We start from the raw sequence: 19347 nt of genomic DNA, 5'->3' as shown, positions 1-19347 counted from the left end.
CTTCAGTACAATTGTACCGAAGCATTTTGTGATGATAAAACATAGTTAATTTATACGTGGCTAACAATACCGATGATGGTATCAACTGCACGTTCCATGGTTTGAAGGCTCACATACTCAAAGCGACCGTGCATATTTTCGCCACCAGCGAAGAGGTTTGGAGTAGGGATTCCCATAAAGGAAATCTTAGAACCGTCTGTACCACCGCGGATTGGTTCAATAATAGGAGTAATGCCTAGATCTTCCATAACTTCCTTAGCCAAATTGACAGGTGTCATATCTTTCTCGATGACCTGTTTCATGTTGTAGTACTGGTCTTTGAGATTTAAAAGGACACGTTCGGCACCAAGTTCTTGGTTCATCTTGCTTGCGATGTCTTCCATCATGGTTTTACGAGCTTCAAAGTTTTCTGACTCAAAGTCACGAATGATGTAACTAGCATGCGCTTCCTCAACAGTCCCATCGATATTCATCAAATGGAAGAAGCCTTGGTAGCCATCTGTTTTTTCTGGGCGGTCTTCTTCAGGGAGTTGATTGTGGAAGTCAATTGCTAACTGAAGAGCATTGACCATTTGATTCTTAGCAGTTCCTGGGTGAACATTACGTCCTTTGAAGATGATTTCAGCACCTGCAGCGGAGAAGGTTTCGTATTGCAATTCACCAAGAGGACCACCGTCCACTGTATAAGCGAAGTCCACATCGAAGTCTTCTGCATCAAACTTATCTGCTCCGACACCAATTTCTTCATCTGGACCAAAACCTACTCGGATTTCACAGTGTTTGATTTCAGGGTGTGCTGTCAAGTATTCAATGGCTGTCATAATCTCAGCAATCCCTGATTTGTCATCTGCACCAAGAAGGGTCGTACCGTCAGTAGTGATCAAGGTCTGTCCCTTGTAGTTGTGGAGGTTAGCAAAGTCAGCAGGGTCTAGTGAATAACCAGAATCACCAAGAGCAATGGTACCACCATCATAGTTTTCAATGACTTGAGGACTGATATTCTCAGCATTGAAGTCAGCCGTATCCATATGTGAGATAAAGCCAATCTTTCGTGTGAGACTTGGGTCATTAGCTGGTAAAGTTCCAATAGCAAAACCATTTGGAAGATAATAAATATTATGCAGTCCAACTCTTTCCATTTCAGGAATCAGTACATTCTTTGCAAATTCGACTTGGGATGGAGTACTAGGAGTTGTTGTTGAAGTCTCGTCAGAACGAGTGTTGACTCTGACATAGGTTAAAAATCTTTCCAATAATGTAGGGTATTTCATTAGTTTTCCTTTTCTAGTTTTGATTAGTCAAGACGTAGCGTCTAATTGCAGTAGCGACACCATCTTCAGCATTAGTAGTAGTCGTGACATCTGCCAATTCCTTAATATGGTTAGCTGCGTTGCCCATCGCGACTCCAAGACCTGCGTACTCAATCATTTCAATATCATTGTTCTCATCGCCAATAGCCATGACTTGCTCTCTAGGAATACCCAGGTGGTCCGCAAGAGCTTTTAAACCAGTAGCTTTGTTGACATCTTTTGGAAGAATTTCAAAGAGAATAGGCTGAGAGCGAATGGTATGGAAGCGTTGGGTTAATGCTTCTTCATAGGTATCTTGGAAGGCATCAATTTGCTCTTTCTGATCAATAAACATCCCTTGGAAAATTGGTTGGGCCTCAAGGACTTCTTCTAAGCCAAGTGGTACGGGTACTGTAGAAACAATACCGGCATCCATTTTGGCTATTTCGGAAGGTTCCTGATTCAAAATAATATAGCGATTTAAATCAAATAAACTTAATTGAGGATGAATCTCCTGCGTCAGTTGATCGAGATAAACCAAATCTTCTTCAGATAAGGCATCATAACTGATAACAGACCAATCCAAAGATTTTACAGTTGTACAACCGTTATTGATCACTGAGTAGGAGTGGTCACTTTTAAAACCGATCTCCTCAAAAATCGGACGGACCCCAGATAGAGGGCGTCCGGTACAAATGACAACATGTACGCCAGCTGCCTCTGCATCTAATAGAGCTTGTTTATTAGCAGGGCTGATAGTTTTATCAGGAGAAAGAAGTGTACCATCCAAATCAATGGCTATTAACTGAATCATAGATCCTCCTCTCTAGCCGGTAGAAAGGATGCAATCACCTTTCCAATAACACGTGGTTCTTCGTCTAGAGGAATAACCTTGTCGCTATACTTTTTGTTAAGAGAAACCAGACGAATCCCTTGAGCTTCTCGAAAGACTCGCTTAATGAGAGTTTGGCCATCATACTCAATGGCGTAAATAGCACCAGCAGTATCATAGAAAGTTTGCTTAATCAATGCTACGGAACCCTTTGGATATTTTGGTTCAAGGGAATCCGTATGAATCCATAGAGCTAAATCGTAAGACAATTTTTGATCAAACCAAACTAAATCTCCCTTGCTAGCGCTTTGACTAGCAGCATAGCTATCAAACACAGTATAAGGAGTGTATTTCTTCTCAATTCGTTTTCGCTCTGACTGCAATACTAACAAGCGATTGGCTTCTTCTAAAAGTGTATCTTGAAAATCTTCGTCTAGTTGTTTGTAGATAAATTCTATCTTGGAATCCTCTAAGGCATCCGACTTACCATAACGAGGGTCTAGGTCTGATAAGGGAATTTCAAAGAAACTAGCAATCTTTTCAAGGTTCTCACTAACAGGAAGGGAAGTCCCTTTCACATAGCCAGTTAAGGTACTAGCAGGAATACCAGTTGTACGAGATAAATCGACTTGTTTTTTGTTTTGAACTTTTAGTAGTTCTCTAATTTTTTCAGAAATAATGCGCAAGGCTTCTTTGTCTTGTGGGCTTGCTTTTCCTCGTCCTCTTGCCAAGAGACTCACCTCCTTTTTTTGTCACCTTCTATTATAATGAATTAAATCGAAAAAGTAAATAGAAACTAGTGATAAATGAAGAAAAAATTGATTTTGAATTAAAACGTATTATTAGGGATTTTATTCCTTTAAACTAGCCAAGCTCATGGCTTTTTGTTATAATATACTGAACAGTTTTATAAGGAAGAAGAAATGAATTTAGAAGAATTAAAGAAACGTCAGGAGAAGATCCGTAACTTTTCTATTATTGCCCATATCGACCACGGTAAATCTACCCTGGCCGATCGGATTTTAGAAAAAACTGAGACGGTCTCTAGTCGGGAAATGCAAGCCCAGCTTTTGGACAGTATGGATCTGGAACGGGAACGCGGGATTACCATCAAGCTCAATGCTATCGAGTTGAACTATACAGCAAAAGACGGAGAAACTTACATTTTCCACTTGATTGACACACCGGGTCACGTGGACTTTACTTACGAGGTTTCTCGTTCGCTTGCCGCCTGTGAGGGTGCCATTCTCGTAGTCGATGCGGCTCAAGGGATTGAAGCGCAAACACTAGCAAATGTCTATCTTGCTTTGGATAATGACTTGGAGATCCTTCCAGTTATTAATAAGATTGACTTACCAGCCGCTGATCCGGAGCGTGTGCGGACAGAAGTGGAAGATGTCATTGGTCTGGATGCTAGCGAGGCAGTCTTAGCTTCTGCCAAGGCTGGTATCGGGATTGAAGAGATTTTGGAGCAGATCGTTGAGAAAGTCCCTGCTCCTACAGGGGATGTTGCAGCTCCTTTGCAAGCTTTGATTTTTGACTCGGTATACGACCCATATCGTGGAGTCATTCTCCAAGTTCGGGTGGTCAATGGTATGGTGAAGCCAGGCGATACCATCCAGTTGATGAGTAATGGTAAGACCTTTGATGTCACAGAGGTGGGGATCTTCACTCCTAAAGCGGTTGGTCGTGATTTCCTTGCGACCGGAGACGTTGGTTATATTGCAGCCTCTATCAAGACGGTTGCAGATACTCGTGTCGGGGACACTGTGACCTTAGCGACCAATCCAGCAGCTGAGCCTCTTCATGGATACAAACAAATGAATCCAATGGTCTTTGCAGGTCTTTATCCAATCGAATCCAACAAATACAACGATCTTCGGGAAGCTCTGGAGAAGTTGCAATTGAATGACGCTAGTCTTCAATTTGAACCGGAAACTTCTCAAGCCCTTGGTTTTGGTTTCCGTTGTGGTTTCTTGGGGCTTCTGCACATGGATGTTATCCAAGAGCGCTTGGAACGTGAGTTCAATATTGACTTAATCATGACGGCGCCATCTGTAATCTACAAGGTCAATTTGACTGATGGCGAAGCACTGGATGTGTCAAACCCTTCTGAGTTCCCAGATCCAACCAAGATCGCTTCAATCGAAGAACCTTATGTCAAAGCGCAAATCATGGTGCCACAAGAGTTTGTCGGAGCTGTCATGGAATTGGCCCAACGCAAACGTGGGGATTTTGTGACCATGGATTACATCGATGAGAATCGTGTCAATGTCATCTATCAAATCCCACTGGCGGAAATTGTCTTCGATTTCTTTGATAAATTGAAATCTTCGACTCGTGGCTATGCAAGCTTTGACTATGAGTTGTCTGAATACCGACCTTCTAAACTGGTTAAAATGGATATTCTCCTCAACGGGGATACTGTCGATGCTCTCAGCTTTATCGTTCACAAGGACTTTGCTTATGAACGTGGTAAATTAATCGTTGAGAAACTTAAGAAGATTATCCCTCGTCAACAGTTTGAAGTGCCTATCCAAGCTGCCATCGGTCATAAGATTGTGGCCCGTACAGATATCAAGGCCCTTCGTAAGAACGTCTTGGCCAAGTGTTATGGTGGGGACGTCTCACGGAAACGCAAGCTTCTTGAAAAACAAAAAGCTGGTAAGAAACGGATGAAGGCTATTGGATCTGTTGAAGTTCCACAGGAAGCCTTCTTGTCTGTATTATCAATGGATGAAGAATAGGCATAAACTCTTATTAGTAAGTGAACTGTAACGCCCTTTTTGGGCGTTTTTTTTGGCACTAGTATCAGCCTTGACAAAAGCCTCTTTTAAATTGAGAAAAAAGGTGGTAGACTAGTAGTAGATAACAGTAGAAGTGGAGAATGAGAATGAAAAAAAGATTAGTTTTGTGCACGGTAACTGCCTTATCAATTTTTTCTCTTGTAGCTTGTATAAATCCAAGTAAGAGGAACTCTCAACAATCTTCTGGGACATCGTCCAGTTCCAACAAGGTTAAAAAAACGTTGAGCAGTTCTTCTAGTGAAGAGGAATCTTCTAATGAAAAATCTCAGTCTTCCTCTGAGGGAAAAGTGACTGGAACTACCCAACGAGTAGGATCTTCTGACTATGGTTACATTGATATTCCTAGTAATTGGATTAGATTTCGTGATGTTAATGGTGGGGATGATATCCAATACACGGATGGAAGTGGGTACAACATTATCACCTTAAATGCCTTAACGGAAGAGAAGGCAAAGCTTGGGCCTGGTGAAACCTTTACTGCTAATCTCGTTGCCAATCGACTCGCTTCCCATTGGCAGGATAGTCAGGATGTTGAAAAATTATGGGGGGCGAAAACAACTGTTTCTGGTAATGAAGCCTACCAATTAAACGTTATAATGAAATCGGGACAGTATGTTATCACTTGGGTCTTTCAAAGTGGAGAAAAGATCTATTTGATTGCTTTTGAAGGTGACAAAGAGACTTTGGGGACTATTATTCCATATGTCGAAGAAACATGGAGTTTAGATAAAAAAGGTTCGGCTCTTTAATTATATTTTCAAGAGATCTGCACAGTTAGCAGATTTCTTTTTTGATTGAGTATGGTATAATGCTTTTATCTGTTTAGCAAATAGAAAGTAGTTTATGACCCAAGAAATTGACCTTGAAAAATACCATCAATTAGCCCTACAAAAGCAAAAGGAGCATCGCAAATTCTTAGCCACTTTAAAAAAGAAGGCTCCTAAAAATTTGGATAAGATAGCACTTGAAATCCATGATGAAGTTTTTCAAGAAATTGACTGTTTAGCTTGTGCCAATTGTTGTAAGACGCTAGGACCTAATTTTAAGGAAGCCGATATCACGCGCATTGCTAAATATTTCAAAATGAAGCTTCCCGCCTTTGAGGCTGAATTTCTTCAAGTCGATGAAGATGGAGACAAGGTTTTCAAAGCCATGCCCTGTCCTTTCCTTGGTGGAGATAATCTTTGCTCCATCTATGATGTTCGCCCTAAGGCTTGTCGGGAATTTCCACACACCGATCGTAAGAAGATTTACCAGATCAACCATCTGACTATCAAGAATACTCTTACCTGCCCAGCAGCCTATCTCTTTGTTGAAAAATTGAAGGACCGTTTGTAGTATTTTTATATTTTCAAAATTATATTACAATAAGTTTTGAATTAACAAAATAACATACTATAGAGAAGTTAAACCATTTATAAAACAAGGGAGTTTTATTATGTGTAAAATACTAGAAGGAAAATATAAGAAGTTATTTAATATTAAAGATTCTAATGAATACTATGATACTTATTTAGAGATTTTTGATAGTTTAGTAAATTCGTCTAAACCAATAGATTTGGAAAAAATTAAGTGTAAATTATTAGAAAAAAATCCTTGGAATGACAAAGATAATGTTAGTAATCATTTTAAAACTCTTGCCCCTACGGATAGTAAAATATTAACTCCTTTGTTAAATGACAATATAAATAGGTTATCTAATTCTAATGCAAGTATAGTAATAAATAATAGATTTGAAAATTTCGAACATGCATTTGATGGCAATTTCAATAATCCAAAAGTGATAATAATAGGTATCAATCCTAAAATGAATTCTTTAGAACATGCTCCATATGATAATATTGAACAAATTTATGATAATCCTTTTGATAGTTACAGAAAACCATTGATTAATGACTATTATATTAAATTAGATAATGGTGAGCCTTTAAAAGGTGGTTTATTTTATGCAAGAATGGATAAAATAAAGCATAAAGAATTAAGAGAAAAACATTATAATTTGATTTCTAGTAATGAAGAATATACACCGTACGCTTTATTAGAAGTTTTTCCTTACGCTTCGGAAAACGAGAAATACTGGTACAAAGATGAGCATGGATTTGAGTACAAAATCAGTTCTAAAATAAAATCATTCTTTAATTTTAAAACCGTTTTGCCAAGTCAAATTTGGTTAATTTGTTTACTAACTTATTCGATAAAATATTCTCAATTAACTAATAATAATCTAACGATATTTGTAACGAAGAAAGGTAAATTTAAACATAATTTTTTATATCCTTACTTCAAACTGTTAGAGATAGACAAGTATAAAAATATAACTGTTTTAGAGAAGAAAAACAATCAACAAAGATCTCTATCTTTAGGAAATGTGAAAAACTTTTTTACAGAATCAAATCTAGCTGTAAGAACTGACAGTATTGAAAAATTTTTTGAAGATATTTGGGGATTAAAAGTCTATAAATTTTTACTTTTTGACCTAGATCACACCTTGTTAGATTTTGACACAGCAGAGGAAGTGGCCTTAACGCAATTTTTCCAGGATCAGGGGGTTCAAGAGATTCAAGCCTTTAAGGATTACTACAAGCCCTTGAATCAAGGGCTTTGGAAGGATTTGGAGCAAAAGAAGATTAGTAAAAAAGATTTGATTAATAGCCGGTTTGCCATCGCCTTTGCCCATTTTGGAAGACAAGTAGATGGTGAAGAAATGGCTTTGCGTTACCAGGACTACATTAGTCAACAGGGACAGAGTTTCCCAGGAGCGGAAGACATGTTAGCCAAGTTGGTAGAAAGAGGTTACCAGCTCTACGGTGCTACCAACGGCGTTACCGCTATTCAGCAAGGGCGTTTGAAGCAATCTTCCATCACCCCTTATTTCAAAGATATCTTCATTTCTGAACAATTAGGAACTCAAAAACCGGAAGTGGCCTTTTATGAAAAGATTAGTAACCTGATTCCAGGTTTTACCAAGGAGCAAGCTCTCATGATTGGGGATTCTCTGACGGCCGATATCGCCGGAGGGAATGCTGCGGGGATTGATACCGTCTGGTACAATCCGGATTACAAAGAAAATACCAGCCCAGCAGTGCCGACTTATGTTGTTTCTGACTATCAAGAATTACTGGCTATCCTTAAGTAAAGATTTATTTCAAACTAGCTCTCGGGCTAGTTTTTTGGTATCATAAATGCATGAATATATTTAAGACAATACCATTCAACATTAAAAAATGGTTTTTTTATCTGCTTCTTGCATTCTTCATAGCGGTCACACTCTTGACTTGTTTTTTCTTCTTTCTTATCAATCAAGAAGAAAAGAAAATCCAAGAGCAAATTTCTGGCTTTTATCAGGAAGCTGGATTTAAAGGAGACCTACATTTTAAAGCAGCTGAATTCCATGGTCTGTCGACCAAATATGCTTTTAGATATCAAGAAGGAGTTGAGGGTAAGACGGTTCAGTTTGATTTTCTTTATGCAAGCCTCCTATCCAAAGAAGAAATTGGGAGAAATTATGACACGGCTGAAGAACTAGCTCAACATTACAACAGTTGGTTAGTAGCTCCGTTCTTCGAAAGAGCCTTTACGGAATCTCAAGGATTTAAACAATTAAAGCAAGAGATAAAAGAGAGATTCCATCAACAGGGCCTCGAGGTAAGCGAGATTCGTCTCCAGTTACCAATTCAAAATCCTGATTTTGAAGATCAGTTAGCAAGAGACTTGCTAGCTGCCGAGAAAGCTGGAGAAACGGATCTTCGAGGGATTCTGACCTTGGATTATGCTACCTACCGCCAAATTAAGGGGTTTTCCTTTACCGTTACAGTGACTTCCCTCGCCAAAGAATTTGAAGGGAAGCACTTGGATGTATCCGGTCTTCCTCCTGGGAACTATGTGATTGAATCGGATTCCAAAGATGAAGAATCTTATTACTTTGAGATCGATTAAAAAATTTTTAATAGTGTCAAGTTTTTTTCTTGACAGGTCTATAAAATGTGTTATAATAGATCATGTGCTAAATAGCTTGTCTATTTCACCGAAAATTAAAATATAGAAAAGAGACTTATAAAAATGGCAGTTAAAATTCGTTTGACTCGTATGGGTTCTAAGAAAAAACCTTACTACCGTATCAACGTAGCAGATTCACGTTCACCACGTGATGGTCGTTTCATCGAAACAGTTGGAACTTACAATCCACTTGTTGAAGAAAACCAAGTAACTTTGAAAGAAGACCGCGTTCTTGCATGGTTGGCTGATGGAGCTCAACCTTCAGATACAGTTCGCAACATCCTTTCAAAAGAAGGTGTATTGAAGAAATTCCACGATTCTAAATTCTCAAAATAATCATAAAGTAGGTTGATGTATGGATACGATTGAAAATCTTATTATTGCAATTGTGAAACCCTTGATTTCACAACCGGATGCCTTAACCATCAAGATCGAAGATACTCCTGAATTCTTGGAGTACCACCTTGACCTTGATCCTAGCGATGTTGGTCGAGTGATTGGTCGGAAAGGTCGCACGATTTCTGCGATAAGAACGATTGTCTACTCTGTCCCAACTGAAGATAAAAAAGTAAGAATCATTATTGACGAAAAATAAAAGGCGGGACTCTGTCCCGTTTTTTTTGTTCTAAGGAGAAGAAATGAATGAAGTCACTATTCATCAATTACAAGCCTATTTAAAAGAACATTACCAGAATACTCGGACAGAAGAGGGGCTGTTTATCAAGCTTGTCGAAGAGGTTGGGGAAGTGGCCGAGGTCTTAAATGGGCGTTCTGGACGAAAAGAAGGGGTTCAGGACTCAAATGAGGAATTAGCTAAAGAACTAGCTGATATCATTCACTATACAGTCGCCATCGCAGCTATCAATGACATCCACCTCACTAAAACCATCTTTGAAAAGGATAAAACAGCAGCTGTCAAATACCAGCACAAGAAGGATTTAGAGCAGTTTCTAGCAGAAAAGAGCATTTGAGAAAATCCTATGAACGTGATAAAATAGAGTGAATAAACTACACTGGAGAAATCATGAATTATTTTAACGTTGGGAAAATTGTCAATACCCAAGGCTTACAAGGAGAGATGCGGGTCCTATCTGTGACAGACTTTGCGGAAGAGCGTTTTAAAAAAGGAGCAGAGTTGGCTCTCTTTGATGAGAAGGATCAGTTTGTCCAAACGGTGACCATTGCTAGTCACCGCAAGCACAAGAACTTTGATATCATCAAGTTTAAGGATATGTACCATATCAATGCTATCGAAAAGTTCAAGGGCTTTAGCCTAAAGGTTGCGGAAGAAGACTTGACGGATTTGGAGGATGGCGAATTCTATTACCATGAGATCATCGGCCTTGATGTTTATGAAAATGACCAGCTAATCGGTCAGATCAAGGAAATCCTGCAACCAGGTGCCAATGATGTCTGGGTCGTGAAACGAAAAGGGAAACGTGATCTTCTCTTGCCTTATATCCCACCAGTGGTGCTCAATATCGATATTCCAGGAAACCGGGTAGATGTGGATATCTTAGAAGGGTTAGACGATGAAGATTGATATTTTAACCCTCTTTCCAGAGATGTTTTCGCCTTTGGAGCACTCCATTGTAGGAAAGGCGCGTGAAAAGGGACTCCTTGAGATTACCTACCATAATTTCCGCGAAAATGCAGAGAAGGCGCGTCACGTGGATGATGAACCCTATGGTGGGGGGCAAGGTATGCTTCTACGAGCGCAGCCAATCTTCGATGCCTTTGACGCCATCGAAAAAAAGAATCCGCGCGTAATCTTACTGGACCCTGCTGGTCGGACCTTCGACCAAGCTTATGCAGAAGAATTGGCTCAGGAAGAAGAATTGATCTTTATCTGCGGTCATTATGAGGGCTACGATGAGCGGATCAAGACCTTGGTAACGGATGAGATTTCACTGGGGGATTATGTTCTGACGGGTGGTGAGCTAGCTGCCATGACCATGATTGATGCGACAGTCCGCTTGATTCCAGAGGTGATTGGAAAAGAATCCAGCCACCAGGATGATAGTTTCTCGTCTGGTCTTCTAGAATATCCTCAATACACACGGCCTTATGAATACCGGGGGATGACGGTTCCAGATGTCCTCATGAGTGGTCACCATGAAAATATCCGTCAATGGCGTCTCTATCAGAGTTTGAAAAAGACACTAGAGCGACGTCCAGACCTATTAGAACATTATGAATTAACAGTCGAAGAAGAGCAACTTCTGGAGAAAATTCGTCAAGAAGAGTAGCAGTTTCGACTGTTTTTTCTTTTGTCATAAAATTGTAATCAAATTTCTTTTCAATCACACTAGTTATTGCTTTCAAAATGTGATATGCTTAAGGTTAGATAAAAGGACCTGGAAAAGTTTTGGGGGTGATAAGAATGGGGAAAAAATTAGGTAAATCTGTCTTTACAACAGGTGTCGCAGCAACGACCCTGTTTTCTGGTATGCTTGGCCATAAGGCGCACGCAGAGGAATTGGTACAAAACGAAAATAAAGACAATCAATCAACTGGCATTTCTGGCAACAAACCAACGCTCGCTGATGTTGAAAATTTGAATGATCATGTAGTCGAGGCTGAGAGCCAAGTGAACTCACAGAGAGAGAGCTTAAGCAAGGCGCAGGATGAGTTTAACCAAGCGCGTGAGGATGTTCAAAATGCTGAAACAGGCCTGGAAGAAGCAGAGACGAACGTTGAAGATGCAACTCCTAATGCGATAGCTCGAGCTGAAAATGACATCAAAGTAGCAGAAGCGATGGTGACCATTGAAGAAGACAAGGTTCGTCAAGCATCTGAAGCTGAAGACCAACTCACAGCTGCGATTAAAGAACAAGAAAATAAGGTGGCTGCTCAACAACTCTTAGTAGATGTTGCTCAGAATGAGTTGAATCAAGCTAAACAACCTACCAATAATGACGAAGCTGTCTTAGCAAATGCGCGTGCAGTAGTTGCACAAGCTCAAGCTGAATTAGAAAATGCACAAGCTGTCCTTGCAAATTTGCAAGCTGAGCAGGCTAAAGTTCCTGAGGTTTTAAGCCAGGCGAACGTGGAAGTGGGTAATGCGCAAGCTCGTGTAACTGAATTAAGTAACCAAATTGCTGCTAAAGAAGCCACCTTGAATGTTGCACGTGAGGTAGCAGCTGTCAGTCCAGGTAATCTCCAACAAACCACTTATGAGTCTCTTCTTCAGGAATGGGCTAATAGTGGTGACCCTCAAGCCGTCCAAGCCCTTGCTCTTTATCGTCGAGGTCGCGAGGAAGATCAGCTGTCAGGTGGTAGCTCTGTAACGCTGGATAATAATTTGCGAGCGCTTGAAATTGTAGATGCTATTAACCAGTACCGTCGTCAAGCTGGTTTACCTGATTTACTTGTAGATCCTTATCAATTCCCTGCTAGTCAGATTCAAGCAGAATATTTTGCTGCTAATGAGGCCCATATGTTTAAGTACCAAGCAAATGAGAATGTTGCTTGGGGCTTCACTCCTCAAGAAGCAGCAGCTTTCTGGTACAGTGAAAAAGATCTTTATCAACGAGTGGCGGCCCAATATGGTCTGCCTACAGATGAAACTCAGTTAGATGCTAACCAGATTTACATGAAGGTTGGAGCAGATGTATTTGCTAGAATTGGGCATTATGTCCAAATGATGGGAAACCAGTTTAATTCGGTTTCAGTCGCCTATGATCCTGCTCATCAAATTTCAGAAGCGGCCTTCTTAAATAGCAGTGGTCAGCTATTCTCGACTGCCGAATTAGCCCAACGCCTCCGATCTGGGGCGAATGCATCGACCACAACGGCCGATGTGAAGGCTTTGGAGAATGAGATTGCAACGCTTCGTGTAGAGCGGACCAACCAAGCTTCTCGGATTGATATTCTCTCTGCTCGTCTTCAAGATGTGAAGAATTCTGTTTTAAATAATGAGCAAGTCATCAATCAGGCTAAGACAAAGGTTCAAGAGGCTCTTGCTAAGAGACAACTAGCCACTACACAAGTAGCAGAAGCTGAAGAAAGCTTGGCTGTTTCACGAGCTCGCATCCTGTCTTCTGTGACTCCTAAGGAAGAAGCATTAGAAAAAGCTAACCAAGCTTTAGCATCTGCTCAAGCTCATTTGTTAGAATTGCAAAACCAAGAAAAACAAACCTTTGCTAAGGTTCAAGCGGCCCAAGCAGAATTACAAAAGGCTAAGGATCGTTTAACTGCTGCAAAAGAGCGGTTAGACCTTTTGAAAAATGCACCAGAATTATTAATCCGAGCACGTGCAGTAATGGCTACTGCTAAGGCTAATCTCGAAGACAAAAAGGATAAACTAGAGAAAGAGTTTGAAACCTTTATGGCTTATCAGGAAACAGCGACTAGCTTGAAGGCACAGTTTGATGATCTAGTATCTCGAGTAGACCCTGCAGTTCTTGCAAGCTCTCGATTTGCGACAGAACCAGTTGAAAAGGAACAACCTGCATATCAAGGTCAAGTATCTCTTGTCGGAGTCACTACACAAGCAACTGATCCAACTTCAAACAAACAAGAAGTAGAATCTGAGCAATTGAAGGAACTTCCAAATACAGGATCTAAGTCTAATGATTGGTCTCTTGCAGGATTCCTCCTTGCTATCCTATCATTCTTTGGATTGGGCAAAAAAAGAAAATCTTAAATCTAGAATAGAAAAAACCTGAATTGTCAACATTCAGGTTTTTTTGTATAACATTGTATAATTTGATAGATAGTGAAAGAAATTGATAGTTTTAGCTTGACAAAAGAATTTAATGTCGTATAATAGAGACTGTAATCGATATCGGAAGGAGGTTGTATGCTAAAATCTGAACGCAAACAAATCATTTTAGAAAAAGTGATTAAGGAAAGAATTGTCACTCTAGAAGACTTAGTGCATACGCTAAATACATCTGAATCAACGGTTCGACGCGATTTAGATGAGCTGGAGTCGGAGAATAAATTGCGACGTGTCCACGGTGGCGCAGAAAGCTTGCACTCACTCCAAGAGGAGGAAAGCAACAAAGATAAAGCAATCAAAAACATTCAAACTAAATCAGCTATTGCAAAAAAAGCAGCTGAATTGATTCAAGATTTTGAAGTGGTTTTTATTGATTCAGGGACAACCACTGAACTGCTAGTCAAAGAGTTAGCAAACCCAACTGTTACGGTAGTGACTAATTCCATTCACCATGCAGCCAGCTTGGTAGAGCGGGATATTCCAACGGTGGTTATCGGAGGAATGGTGAAAACATCAACCGATGCTAGTATTGGGGGAATGGCTCTGAATCAAATTGGTCAGTTGAATTTTGACAAGGCCTTTCTTGGAATGAATGGAGTAGATTTTGAATTTTACAGTACTCCTGATTTAGAAGAGGGGGCTGTAAAACGGGCTATCTTAGAAAATGCAAAGAAAACTTATATCTTGTTAGATTCTTCCAAGGTTGGCTTGACTTCTTTTGTTAAGGTGGCACCAGTAAAGCGAGCAACCATCATTACCAATGCTTCAGATACGGAAATCCTTTCTAAATTAAAAGAAAAAACGGAGGTTATAGAGGTTTGATTTATACAGTTACATTAAATCCAGCGATTGATTACATCGTCCGTCTCGATCATGTAGAGACAGGGGCGGTCAATCGGATGGCTTCGGAAGATAAATTCGCCGGTGGTAAGGGAATCAATGTCAGTCGTGTCTTAAAGCGTATCGATATCGAGAACACAGCGACTGGATTTATCGGTGGTTTCACAGGACGCTTCATTGAAGACGTACTGACCAGCGAAGCTATTTCAACCAACTTTGTGACAGTGGACCAAGATACCCGGATCAATGTCAAGATCAAGGCCGATGAGGAAACCGAGATTAATGGGAACGGCCCAGAAGTGACGGAAGCTCAGTTGCAAGAATTGCTCAGCATCCTATCCAGCTTAACAGCAGATGATGTGGTAGTCTTTGCAGGATCTGCCCCATCTTCACTTGGAAATGCCGTTTACAAACAATTGATCGCAACAACTCGTGCGACAGGTGCACAAGTCGTTTGCGACTTTGAAGGGCAAACCTTGATCGATTCCTTGGAGTTCAATCCCCAATTGGTCAAACCAAACAACCATGAGTTGGGAGATATTTTTGGTGTTACCTTGACAGAGTTGCCAGAAATTGAGCGTTATGCCAAAGAAATCTTGGAAAAAGGAGCACAAAACGTCATCATTTCCATGGCGGGTGATGGTGCTCTTCTAGTCAGTCCAAGTGGCACTTACTTCGCAAAACCAATCAAAGGTCAAGTGAAGAACTCTGTTGGAGCAGGAGATTCCATGGTGGCAGGTTTCACTGGGAAACTTGCAACGACAGGAGATGTCATCGAAGCCTTCAAATGGGGTGTGGCTTGTGGCACAGCAACCACCTTCTCAGATGATTTGGCGACAGCTGACTATATTAAAGAAACTTATGAAAAGGTAGAGGTAGAAAAACTATGAAAATTCAAGACGTTTTAAATAAAAACGTGATGTTGTTTGATCTCCAAGCAACAGATAAAGAGGGTGTGATCAATGAGATGGTCCAATCGCTCGTTGACAATGGTGTGGTGACAGATTTTGAAACCTTCAAGACTGGGATTATGAACCGTGAAGCACAAACTTCAACTGGTTTGGGTGACGGAATTGCCATGCCCCACAGCAAAAATGAAGCAGTCAAAGAAGCAACGGTCTTGTTTGCAAAATCAAACAAGGGTGTGGACTACGCATCACTTGATGGCCAACCGACTGATTTGTTCTTCATGATCGCAGCTCCAGAAGGAGCAAACGACACTCACTTGGCAGCCCTCGCTGAATTGTCTAAGTACTTGATGAAACCAGGATTTGCGGACAAACTTCGCCAAGCAAGCACTCCTGATCAAGTGATCGTAGCCTTTGATGCAGAAGAGCAAGGAGCTGCAGCTGAAGAAGCGAAAAAAGCAGAAGCTGTCAAAGAAGCAGCTTCATCTGACAAACCGCTCATCGTTGCCGTTACAGCATGTACAACAGGTATCGCCCACACTTACATGGCAGAAGAAGCCCTCATCAAAAAAGGTGAAGAAATGGGTGTTACGGTCCGCGTTGAAACCAACGGGGCATCTGGTGTCGGCAACCGCTTGACAGCTGAAGAAATCGCTAAAGCTGAAGGGGTCATCATTGCGGCAGATAAAGCAGTTGAAACCGCTCGTTTCGATGGTAAAAAATTGATCTCTAAACCAGTCGCAGCCGGTATCCGTCAGACAGAAGAATTGATCCAAACCATCTTGGATGGCAAAGCAGATGTCTTCCACTCTGAAAATGCTTCACAAGCTAGCGCAAGTCAAGAAAAATTGAGCTTGGGTGGAGCCTTCTACAAACATTTGATGAGTGGGGTTTCTCAAATGCTTCCATTCGTTATCGGTGGTGGTATCTTGATCGCCCTTGCCTTCTTGATTGACCAAATTCTTGGGGTGCCTCAAGATCAATTGTCTCAACTTGGTTCATACCATGAATTAGCAGCTCAATTTAAAACAATCGGTGGTGCAGCCTTTGGCTTCATGCTTCCTGTACTTGCAGGGTACATCGGATTCTCCATCGCTGAAAAACCTGGTTTTGTAGCAGGTTTCGTTGCTGGTTCTATTGCGAGCTCAGGTTCAGCATTTGGTAACATCGCTTTCGGTGCTGCTAAAGGCGAATTGCCAGCCGCTGTATCATCTGGTTTCCTTGGAGCTTTGGTAGGTGGTTTCCTTGCGGGTGGAGTCGTTCTCTTCCTACGCAAAGCACTTGCAGGTCTTCCACGTTCACTCGAAGGTATCCGCTCGATCCTTCTCTTGCCATTACTTGGTGTTGGTTTGACAGGATTCTTGATGTTCCTTATTAACATTCCAATGTCAGCGATCAATACCTCTTTGAACAACTTCTTGACTAGCTTGTCAGGTAGCTCGGCAGTTCTTCTTGGTCTCCTTGTTGGTGGTATGATGGCTGTCGATATGGGTGGACCAGTCAACAAAGCAGCTTATGTATTTGGTACAAGTACGTTGACAGCTTCAGCCCTTACTAGTGGTGGTTCAACCGTTATGGCGGCAGTTATGGCAGCTGGTATGGTTCCTCCATTGGCAGTCTTTGTAGCATCCGTCTTGTTCAAAGACAAATTTACAGAAGAAGAGCGCAATTCAGGTTTGACAAACATTATCATGGGTCTTTCCTTCATCACAGAAGGTGCCATTCCATTCGGTGCAGCTGACCCAGCTCGTGCTATCCCAAGTTTTATCGCAGGTTCTGCTTTGACAGGTGCTCTTGTTGGTCTTGCAGGCTTGAAACTGATGGCTCCTCACGGAGGAATCTTCGTTATTGCCCTTACTTCAAATCCGCTTCTTTACATCTTGTTCGTATTGATCGGTGCAGTCGTAAGTGGTATCTTGTTCGGATTGCTTCGCAAACCTAAAAACTAATCATGACCACCCGTTAAACGGGTGGTTTGTACCTGAGCTATAAGCCCAGATAACCAGCCAGCGCCTAAAGACGCTGGCTTTCACTTTGTTCAAGCCTTATTGCTCTTCTTGACTCGTCACTTGCCTCTTAAAGAGGCTTGAGTATTACTTAGCACTATCCCTAATTGGCTTGTTTATCGAACATCATTAGAGCGCTTTTCCCTTTTAAATATCCCATGAAACTTGCAACGCTAATTCTAGGTGGAATGCTCACTAACATATGAACATGATCTGGCATTAAATGGCCTTCAATAGTCTCAACACCTTTATAACTACATAATCGATGGAATATTCCTCCCAAACTACTTCGATATTGATTATAGATCACTTTTCGTCTATACTTAGGGGTGAACACAATATGATATTTACACATCCATTTTGTGTGTGATAAACTATGTGCTTTTGGGGCCATATTTTTCTCCTTTCGCTTTACAATTGTCTTGAACACCTTAATTGTATCGCGTTTGGAGTTTTTTTGGTATAACCTTCGATGCGCACCCGCATAGCAGGTGGTTCTTTTGTCTCGCACCTAACGGAGCGAGACGGACTGAAAGTCACATAATATAAAATAAAAAGATTGGAATTTTCCAACCTTTTTATTTAGCCAAAGAAGTGTAAAAACAGACGATGCTGTCACATAAAAGAAATTTATTTGATGTAGTTCTAAAATAGCATCTTATTTCAGTTTATGGTATAATTTTCGTAACGCTTATTTTTAGGAGAACTAGTATGGACATCCAACGTGAAAAAGAATTTGTCAGCCAGTATCATTATGATGCACGTAACTTTGAATGGGAAAAAGAAAATGGAACCCCTGAGACAAAAGTTGATGTGAATTTTCAATTGATTCAGCGTGATACGGAATTTAATACAACCTCATTAATTGTTATTTTGACTTATATGATTGTGTTTGATGGATTTGTCATTAGTGGGACAATCACCCAGATCAACCACATCCACAATCGTTTAGTCAATGAACCAAGCGATTTTAGCAAAGAAGAAGTAGAAGAACTAGCTCGTCCTTGCTTAAATATGCTCAATCGCTTGACCTATGAAGTGACAGAAATTGCCCTTGATTTACCGGGTATTAATTTGGAGTTTTAATACATGAAATTAGCAGTCATCACAGATTCTTCGGCCTATCTTTCAGAAGAAGTTCGCGGGCATGATGATTTATTTGTCTTAGATATCCCTGTCGTCATCGATGGAGTCTCTTACGTGGAAGGTGAGAATCTTTCAGCTGAAGAATTTTATCAAAAGATGGAAGTTTCATCTGAGCTTCCAAAAACCAGTCAGCCAAGTATTGCAGAACTGGAAGAGTTGTTGCCACAGATAGAGACTAAAGGCTACACCCATGTCTTAGGTATTTTTCTTTCTTCTGGAATTTCAGGTTTTTACCAGAACATCCAGTATCTGAAAGAGGAATTTCCGAATTTAACCATTGCCTTTCCAGATTCTAAGATTACCAGTGCCCCTTTAGGTTGGATGGCCGAGGAAGCCTTGAAGTGGGCTGGAGAAGGACGTTCTTTTGACGAGATTCTCGCCAATATCCAGATGCAAATTGATGGAACAGCTGCTTACATTATGGTAGATGACCTCAACCATTTAGTAAAAGGTGGTCGTCTCTCTAATGGGGCTGCTATTCTGGGTAATCTTCTCAGTATCAAACCGATCTTGTATTTTAACGATCAGGGGGTGATTGAAGTCTTTGAGAAGATTCGAACAGAGAAAAAGGCTGTTAAACGCTTGGCTGAGATTGTCAAAGAAGGGACCTCTCATGGAGATTACCAGATTATTGTGATTCATGGGAATGCATTGGATAAGGCAGAGGCTCTCCGTGATCTCCTATACGATAATGGGTTTGCAGGTGAGATTCCTTTTGCGACCTTTGGCAGTGTCATCGGGACTCATCTAGGAAACCATAGTGTTGCCATTAGCTTTGTACCGAAAGTATAAGGAGA

At 40.8% G+C, this 19347-nt stretch carries 19 protein-coding genes and 1 pseudogene; 16 read left to right on the top strand and 4 right to left on the bottom strand.

Translation table 11 applies throughout. The features are described from left to right. Positions 1-50: 50 nt before the first annotated feature. Genes pepT through E5S68_RS03175 form a run of 3 tightly spaced genes read right to left on the bottom strand, consistent with a single transcriptional unit; the run spans position 51 to position 2852 of the window. Positions 51-1271 (bottom strand): peptidase T, encoded by a 1221-nt coding sequence (gene pepT / locus E5S68_RS03185; protein WP_135782323.1) that lies wholly within the window; start codon positions 1269-1271, stop codon positions 51-53. A gap of 13 nt (positions 1272-1284) precedes the next feature. Next, positions 1285-2103, bottom strand: coding sequence for a Cof-type HAD-IIB family hydrolase (locus E5S68_RS03180; RefSeq protein WP_135782322.1), 819 nt, complete (start codon positions 2101-2103; stop codon positions 1285-1287). After that, positions 2100-2852, bottom strand: a complete 753-nt coding sequence (locus E5S68_RS03175; RefSeq protein WP_167470824.1) for a LexA family transcriptional regulator — start codon at positions 2850-2852, stop codon at positions 2100-2102. The genes E5S68_RS03180 and E5S68_RS03175 overlap by 4 nt, the downstream gene beginning before the upstream one ends. Positions 2853-3044: 192 nt before the next feature. Between E5S68_RS03175 and lepA the strand changes: the two genes are divergently transcribed. The 14 genes from lepA to E5S68_RS03105 all read left to right on the top strand — a co-directional run bounded on the left by lepA (position 3045) and on the right by E5S68_RS03105 (position 17347). Continuing rightward, positions 3045-4868 (top strand): translation elongation factor 4, encoded by a 1824-nt coding sequence (lepA, locus tag E5S68_RS03170; protein WP_135782320.1) that lies wholly within the window; start codon positions 3045-3047, stop codon positions 4866-4868. Positions 4869-5008: 140 nt separating this feature from the next. After that, complete coding sequence (locus E5S68_RS03165; protein WP_200773502.1) at positions 5009-5677, top strand: hypothetical protein; 669 nt, start codon at positions 5009-5011, stop codon at positions 5675-5677. A 94-nt stretch (positions 5678-5771) separates the two neighbouring features. Further along, positions 5772-6266, top strand: a complete 495-nt coding sequence (locus E5S68_RS03160; protein WP_135782318.1) for a YkgJ family cysteine cluster protein — start codon at positions 5772-5774, stop codon at positions 6264-6266. 1099 nt (positions 6267-7365) lie between these two features. Then, positions 7366-8064 carry a pyrimidine 5'-nucleotidase PynA gene (pynA, locus tag E5S68_RS03155; protein ID WP_135783090.1) on the top strand — a complete coding sequence of 233 codons (699 nt, stop codon included), beginning with the start codon at positions 7366-7368 and terminating at the stop codon, positions 8062-8064. A 50-nt stretch (positions 8065-8114) separates the two neighbouring features. Further along, a complete protein-coding gene (locus tag E5S68_RS03150; protein WP_135782317.1) occupies positions 8115-8864 on the top strand; it encodes a hypothetical protein in 750 nt (249 codons plus the stop codon). Between the two features lie 123 nt (positions 8865-8987). Beyond that, on the top strand, positions 8988-9260 hold the full coding sequence (gene rpsP, locus E5S68_RS03145) for a 30S ribosomal protein S16 (protein WP_006596292.1): 273 nt from the start codon (positions 8988-8990) through the stop codon (positions 9258-9260). Positions 9261-9279: 19 nt separating this feature from the next. Then, positions 9280-9519 (top strand): RNA-binding protein KphA, encoded by a 240-nt coding sequence (gene kphA, locus E5S68_RS03140; RefSeq protein WP_135782316.1) that lies wholly within the window; start codon positions 9280-9282, stop codon positions 9517-9519. A 43-nt stretch (positions 9520-9562) separates the two neighbouring features. Continuing rightward, a complete protein-coding gene (locus E5S68_RS03135; protein ID WP_135782315.1) occupies positions 9563-9895 on the top strand; it encodes a MazG nucleotide pyrophosphohydrolase domain-containing protein in 333 nt (110 codons plus the stop codon). Between the two features lie 53 nt (positions 9896-9948). After that, entirely contained in the window at positions 9949-10467 is a 519-nt protein-coding gene (gene rimM / locus E5S68_RS03130; RefSeq protein ID WP_049496362.1) for a ribosome maturation factor RimM, read from the top strand. Beyond that, a complete protein-coding gene (gene trmD, locus E5S68_RS03125) occupies positions 10457-11173 on the top strand; it encodes a tRNA (guanosine(37)-N1)-methyltransferase TrmD (protein ID WP_135782314.1) in 717 nt (238 codons plus the stop codon). The genes rimM and trmD overlap by 11 nt, the downstream gene beginning before the upstream one ends. A 134-nt stretch (positions 11174-11307) precedes the next feature. Continuing rightward, the gene (locus E5S68_RS03120; RefSeq protein WP_135783089.1) at positions 11308-13572 is read left to right on the top strand and encodes a CAP domain-containing protein; all 2265 of its coding nucleotides are present in this window, start codon (positions 11308-11310) and stop codon (positions 13570-13572) included. Positions 13573-13728: 156 nt separating this feature from the next. Continuing rightward, a complete protein-coding gene (locus E5S68_RS03115; protein WP_135782313.1) occupies positions 13729-14472 on the top strand; it encodes a DeoR/GlpR family DNA-binding transcription regulator in 744 nt (247 codons plus the stop codon). Continuing rightward, positions 14469-15380 carry a 1-phosphofructokinase gene (gene pfkB / locus E5S68_RS03110; RefSeq protein WP_135782312.1) on the top strand — a complete coding sequence of 304 codons (912 nt, stop codon included), beginning with the start codon at positions 14469-14471 and terminating at the stop codon, positions 15378-15380. Before E5S68_RS03115 ends, pfkB begins: the two co-directional genes overlap by 4 nt. Next, positions 15377-17347: a PTS fructose transporter subunit IIABC gene (locus tag E5S68_RS03105; protein WP_135782311.1), complete on the top strand. Its 1971-nt coding sequence runs from the start codon at positions 15377-15379 to the stop codon at positions 17345-17347. Before pfkB ends, E5S68_RS03105 begins: the two co-directional genes overlap by 4 nt. A gap of 163 nt (positions 17348-17510) precedes the next feature. On the opposite strand, the pseudogene tnpA reads toward E5S68_RS03105, so the two are convergent. Continuing rightward, positions 17511-17798 (bottom strand): annotated as a pseudogene (tnpA, locus tag E5S68_RS03095) (IS200/IS605 family transposase); the annotation flags it as partial. Between the two features lie 317 nt (positions 17799-18115). On the opposite strand from tnpA, the gene E5S68_RS03090 reads away from it, so the two are divergent. Together E5S68_RS03090 and E5S68_RS03085 are read left to right on the top strand one after the other, a co-directional pair. Then, on the top strand, positions 18116-18490 hold the full coding sequence (locus tag E5S68_RS03090; RefSeq protein ID WP_135782310.1) for a DUF1149 family protein: 375 nt from the start codon (positions 18116-18118) through the stop codon (positions 18488-18490). Between the two features lie 3 nt (positions 18491-18493). Beyond that, positions 18494-19342 carry a DegV family protein gene (locus tag E5S68_RS03085; RefSeq protein ID WP_135782309.1) on the top strand — a complete coding sequence of 283 codons (849 nt, stop codon included), beginning with the start codon at positions 18494-18496 and terminating at the stop codon, positions 19340-19342. Positions 19343-19347 lie beyond the last annotated feature (5 nt).

The organism is Streptococcus rubneri (assembly GCF_004785935.1).
GTDB classification, from domain to species: Bacteria; Bacillota; Bacilli; order Lactobacillales; family Streptococcaceae; genus Streptococcus; species Streptococcus rubneri.
This window is presented reverse-complemented; position numbering and strand designations above follow the sequence as displayed.